The 5,453-nt window shown below is 51.4% G+C and carries 2 tRNA genes and 3 rRNA genes; all 5 read left to right on the forward strand.

The annotated features are described in order from the left end of the window. The first annotated feature begins 151 nt into the window (after positions 1-151). The 5 genes from QRD02_RS14105 (at position 152) to rrf (ending at position 5,437) form a co-directional block, all read left to right on the forward strand. Positions 152-1,675, forward strand: a 16S ribosomal RNA gene (locus QRD02_RS14105). Positions 1,676-1,838: 163 nt separating this feature from the next. Further along, positions 1,839-1,912: transfer RNA gene (locus QRD02_RS14110), tRNA-Ile, on the forward strand. A gap of 148 nt (positions 1,913-2,060) precedes the next feature. After that, a tRNA-Ala gene (locus QRD02_RS14115) sits at positions 2,061-2,137 on the forward strand. A gap of 169 nt (positions 2,138-2,306) precedes the next feature. Further along, positions 2,307-5,142: ribosomal RNA gene (locus QRD02_RS14120) — 23S ribosomal RNA — on the forward strand. 186 nt (positions 5,143-5,328) lie between these two features. After that, a 5S ribosomal RNA gene (gene rrf / locus QRD02_RS14125) occupies positions 5,329-5,437 on the forward strand. Together the 16S, 23S and 5S rRNA genes with 2 tRNA genes alongside form the textbook arrangement of a ribosomal RNA operon. Positions 5,438-5,453: the final 16 nt, after the last annotated feature.

Here is a 5,453-nt window from a genome sequence, read left to right on the forward strand (position 1 = left end):
AAAAGTTCATTGAGATATTGAAATTGACAGCGTAGATTGCCATTTGAAAAGATGGTGGTCAACATTAGAAAACTAAACTAAGTGAGAATCCGAGATTTTTTTGAGAGTCGGGCTCTTTATGGAGTATGGTCGCAATATTATTGAAGATTATACGATGAAGAGTTTGATCCTGGCTCAGGATGAACGCTAGCGGCAGGCCTAACACATGCAAGTCGAGGGGTATGGGGTGCTTGCACCCCAGAGACCGGCGCACGGGTGAGTAACGCGTATGCAACCTACCTATTGCAGGGGAATAGCCCAGGGAAACTTGGATTAATGCCCCATAGCCCACAATGAGAGCATTTGATTTGTGGTAAAGATTTATCGGCAATAGATGGGCATGCGTCCCATTAGCTTGTTGGTGCGGTAACGGCGCACCAAGGCTACGATGGGTAGGGGCCCTGAGAGGGGGATCCCCCACACTGGTACTGAGACACGGACCAGACTCCTACGGGAGGCAGCAGTGAGGAATATTGGACAATGGGCGGGAGCCTGATCCAGCCATGCCGCGTGCAGGAAGACTGCCCTATGGGTTGTAAACTGCTTTTTTACGGGAAGAAACACCCCCACGTGTGGGGGCTTGACGGTACCGTACGAATAAGGATCGGCTAACTCCGTGCCAGCAGCCGCGGTAATACGGAGGATCCGAGCGTTATCCGGAATCATTGGGTTTAAAGGGTCCGTAGGCGGGCGTCTAAGTCAGTGGTGAAATCCCGCAGCTCAACTGTGGAATTGCCATTGATACTGGTCGTCTTGAATTAGTGTGAAGTGGCTAGAATATGTGGTGTAGCGGTGAAATGCTTAGATATCACATAGAATACCGATTGCGAAGGCAGGTCACTAACACTATATTGACGCTGATGGACGAAAGCGTGGGGAGCGAACAGGATTAGATACCCTGGTAGTCCACGCCGTAAACGATGGATACTAGCTGTCCGGCCTACGTTGGTAGGCTGGGTGGCCAAGCGAAAGTGATAAGTATCCCACCTGGGGAGTACGTTCGCAAGAATGAAACTCAAAGGAATTGACGGGGGCCCGCACAAGCGGTGGAGCATGTGGTTTAATTCGATGATACGCGAGGAACCTTACCAGGGCTTAAATGTAGTCTGACAGGGGTGGAAACATCCCCTTCTTCGGACAGACTGCAAGGTGCTGCATGGTTGTCGTCAGCTCGTGCCGTGAGGTGTCAGGTTAAGTCCTATAACGAGCGCAACCCCTGCCGTTAGTTGCCAGCATGTAAAGATGGGAACTCTAACGGGACTGCCGGTGCAAACCGTGAGGAAGGTGGGGATGACGTCAAATCATCACGGCCCTTACGTCCTGGGCCACACACGTGCTACAATGGCAGGTACAATGGGCAGCCACGCCGCAAGGCGGAGCGAATCCACAAAACCTGTCTCAGTTCGGATCGGGGTCTGCAACTCGACCCCGTGAAGCTGGAATCGCTAGTAATCGGATATCAGCCATGATCCGGTGAATACGTTCCCGGGCCTTGTACACACCGCCCGTCAAGCCATGGAAGCTGGAAGCACCTGAAGTCCGTCACCGCGAGGAGCGGCCTAGGGTGAAGCTGGTAACTGGGGCTAAGTCGTAACAAGGTAGCCGTACCGGAAGGTGCGGCTGGAACACCTCCTTTCTAGAGAAAGACGACCGAAAATTCAACAAGAGAAGGCTCTTATGATGAAAAGCAAGGGTACTTGCTTGGTTTAGCTGTCAATTTTATAATATTATGGTCAACAGGTCAAGTCTCAGTATATCAAAACTGGATACTGAACACTGAACATTGGGGCCGCTTACAGAGTCCCATAGCTCAGCTGGTTAGAGCGCTACACTGATAATGTAGAGGTCGGCAGTTCGAGTCTGCCTGGGACTACTATTGATTTTGGATTGAAGGTTGGCGATTGCCGGTTTTCGATCTGGAAAAGTTCATTACAAAACATATTGAAGGAAATTTTAGAAGTTGGGTTTGTTGCGGGTCTTGTACTCATAACTCATAACTAATAACTCATAACTGAAGAAATGGGGGATTAGCTCAGCTGGCTAGAGCGCCTGCCTTGCACGCAGGAGGTCATCGGTTCGACTCCGATATTCTCCACCAAGGACAACAGCCGTTGTTCCCATTAGCTGCCCGTTATCCGGGCCTGGGGACGCGGGGATCCGGACAGTTCATTGACATATTGGAAACAAAGAATACGAGAAAAGTAATAAAGTGCATACTATTATATAGTGTGCGAAATTTGAACAACTCATTAAAAGAGCAAAAAGTACAATAAGCAAAATAAGGGCGTATGGGGAATGCCTAGGCTCTCAGAGGCGAGGAAGGACGTGATAAGCTGCGAAAAGCTGCGGGGATTGGCACATACAAGTTGATCCGCAGGTATCCGAATGGGGCAACCCAGTACATTGAAGATGTATTACCGCGCAAGCGGGGCAAACCCGGGGAACTGAAACATCTAAGTACCCGGAGGAAGAGAAAACAATAGTGATTCCGATAGTAGCGGCGAGCGAAATCGGATTAGCCCAAACCGTACGGTTTACGGACCGTGCGGGGTTGTAGGACCGCGACATTCGATGCGCAATGAACTAGAACACGTTGGAAAGCGTGGCCATAGACGGTGATAGCCCGGTATAGGCAAGGAGCGTTATCGATAGCGGTATCCTGAGTAGTGCGGGGCACGTGAAACCCTGTATGAATCCGGCGGGACCATCCGCCAAGGCTAAATACTCCTGAGAGACCGATAGTGAACCAGTACCGTGAGGGAAAGGTGAAAAGAACCGTGAACAACGGAGTGAAATAGAACCTGAAACCATACGCCTACAAGCGGTCGGAGCCAGTTTACTGGTGACGGCGTGCCTTTTGCATAATGAGCCTACGAGTTACTGTTGCCAGCAAGGTTAAGGTATTGAGTACCGGAGCCGCAGCGAAAGCGAGTCTGAATAGGGCGCTTTAGTTGGTAGTAGTAGACGCGAAACCGTGTGATCTACCCTTGGGCAGGTTGAAGTTTGGGTAACACCAAATGGAGGACCGAACCCGTTGACGTTGAAAAGTCTTGGGATGACCTGAGGGTAGGGGTGAAAGGCCAATCAAACTCGGAAATAGCTCGTACTCCCCGAAATGCATTTAGGTGCAGCGTTGACATATAGTTTTATAGAGGTAGAGCTACTGATTGGATGCGGGGGCTTCACCGCCTACCAATTCCTGACAAACTCCGAATGCTATAAAATGTTGGTCAGCAGTGAGGGCATGGGTGCTAAGGTCCATGTCCGAGAGGGAAAGAACCCAGACCATCAGCTAAGGTCCCCAAATGATAGTTAAGTTGAAAAAACGAGGTTGGACTGCACAGACAGCTAGGATGTTGGCTTGGAAGCAGCCATTCATTTAAAGAGTGCGTAACAGCTCACTAGTCGAGCGGTCCGGCATGGATAATAATCGGGCATAAACTATCTACCGAAGCTATGGACCTATATTTATATAGGTGGTAGGGGAGCATTCCGTATGCGCCGAAGGTGCGTCGCGAGGCGTGCTGGAGCGTACGGAAAAGAAAATGTAGGCATAAGTAACGATAATGCGGGCGAGAAACCCGCACTCCGAAAGACCAAGGTTTCCCCAGCTATGCTAATCAGCTGGGGGTTAGTCGGGGCCTAACGCGAACCCGAAAGGGGTAGTGGATGGACAACGGGTTAATATTCCCGTACCTGCCCGCGCCAAAAGCGACGGAGGCGAGAATTGGGTGCGCACTGACGGAATAGTGCGTTGAAGCGAGTAGTAATACCGCGATAGTACACCGAGGCCCCGGCCAAGGTGATAATCCCGAATATCGACTTCCAAGAAAAGCGAGCGAGGCAGCCCGTACCCTAAACCGACACAGGTGGTTGGGATGAGAATTCTAAGGAGCTCGAGAGATTCATGGCTAAGGAACTAGGCAAAATAGACCCGTAACTTCGGGAGAAGGGTCGCCCCCTGTATGGGGGGCCGCAGTGAAGAGGTCCAGGCGACTGTTTATCAAAAACACAGGGCTCTGCAAAATCGAAAGATGAAGTATAGGGCCTGACACCTGCCCGGTGCTGGAAGGTTAAGAGGAGATGTCATCCCCTCGGGGAGAAGCATTGAATTGAAGCCCCAGTAAACGGCGGCCGTAACTATAACGGTCCTAAGGTAGCGAAATTCCTTGTCGGGTAAGTTCCGACCTGCACGAATGGTGTAACGATCTGGACACTGTCTCAGCCATGAGCTCGGTGAAATTGTAGTATCGGTGAAGATGCCGATTACCCGCTGTGGGACGAAAAGACCCCGTGCACCTTTACTATAGCTTAGTATTGGTTCTGGGCAAGCAATGTGTAGGATAGGTGGGAGACTTTGAAGCGGCGTCGCCAGGCGTCGTGGAGTCATTGTTGAAATACCACCCTTTGCTTGTCTAGAGTCTAACCCCGCACAACGGGGGACAGTGCTTGGTGGGTAGTTTGACTGGGGTGGTCGCCTCCAAAAGAGTAACGGAGGCTTCTAAAGGTTCCCTCAATACGGTTGGCAATCGTGTGCAGAGTGCAATGGCATAAGGGAGCTTGACTGAGAGACCTACAAGTCGATCAGGTACGAAAGTAGAGCATAGTGATCCGGTGGTTCCGCATGGAAGGGCCATCGCTCAAAGGATAAAAGGTACGCCGGGGATAACAGGCTGATCTCCCCCAAGAGCTCACATCGACGGGGGGGTTTGGCACCTCGATGTCGGCTCGTCACATCCTGGGGCTGGAGAAGGTCCCAAGGGTTGGGCTGTTCGCCCATTAAAGTGGCACGCGAGCTGGGTTCAGAACGTCGTGAGACAGTTCGGTCTCTATCTACAGTGGGCGCAAGAAATTTGAGCGGATCTGATCCTAGTACGAGAGGACCGGATTGGACCGACCGCTGGTGCACCAGTTGTCCCGCCAGGGGCACCGCTGGGTAGCTACGTCGGGAAGGGATAAGCGCTGAAAGCATATAAGCGCGAAACCCACCGCAAGATGAGATTTCTTTAAAGGGCCGTGGGAGACTACCACGTCGATAGGCCGCAGGTGCAAGGGCAGCAATGTCCCAGCCGAGCGGTACTAATAGCCCGTAAGCTTATGTACGAAAGCCTCCCCCTTCCCCTCCAAGGGAGGGGGGACGCGAACTCTTTTGAAAGGTAAGTTCAGCTTTTCCCCTATTTTTTGTTTCCGTGTGTCAAGATATTTTCTAGCGGAAAGCTAGAAGTTAAGAGTGCAGAGTGCCGAGTTATGACCTTCATAACTCCCAACCCATAGCTCCTAACTCAAAACTAAGGTGGCTATAGCGACGGGGCTCACCTCTTACCATTCCGAACAGAGAAGTTAAGCCCGTTTGCGCCGATGGTACTGCACCTCGTGGGAGAGTAGGTCGCCGCCTTCCTTTAAGAGCCCCTCAC

This window comes from Aequorivita aurantiaca (assembly GCF_030410135.1).
Taxonomy (GTDB): domain Bacteria; phylum Bacteroidota; class Bacteroidia; order Flavobacteriales; family Flavobacteriaceae; genus Aequorivita; species Aequorivita aurantiaca.